Origin of the sequence: Paraburkholderia sp. BR10936, assembly GCF_040965735.1 — a bacterium.
In the GTDB taxonomy this organism is placed as follows: Bacteria; Pseudomonadota; Gammaproteobacteria; order Burkholderiales; family Burkholderiaceae; genus Paraburkholderia; species Paraburkholderia nodosa_A.
In genome coordinates, this window is the sequence record NZ_JBFRCM010000103.1 from 1 (window position 1) to 243 (window position 243).

1 rRNA gene is annotated in these 243 nt (G+C 58.4%); it reads left to right on the plus strand.

From position 1 onward, the window contains the following. Nucleotides 1-135, plus strand: a 23S ribosomal RNA gene (locus AB4Y36_RS40605); the annotation flags it as partial. Nucleotides 136-243: the final 108 nt, after the last annotated feature.

Consider the following 243-nt stretch of genomic DNA (forward strand, 5'->3'; position numbering starts at 1 on the left):
TCAGCCAAACGCTCTGGAAAGTGCGGCCATAGTGGGTGATAGCCCCGTAGGCGAAGGCGGAATGGAAGAACTAGGTGTACGACAAGTAGGGCGGGACACGTGAAATCCTGTCTGAAGATGGGGGGACGGATCGCGGAAGGTTGTCCGGGTGTTGGAAGTCCCGGTCCTTGCATTGGAGAAGGCGCTTTGGCAAATCCGGGCGCGGGATTCAAGGGTGTGAGGCCAGTCTCTTCGGAGACGAAG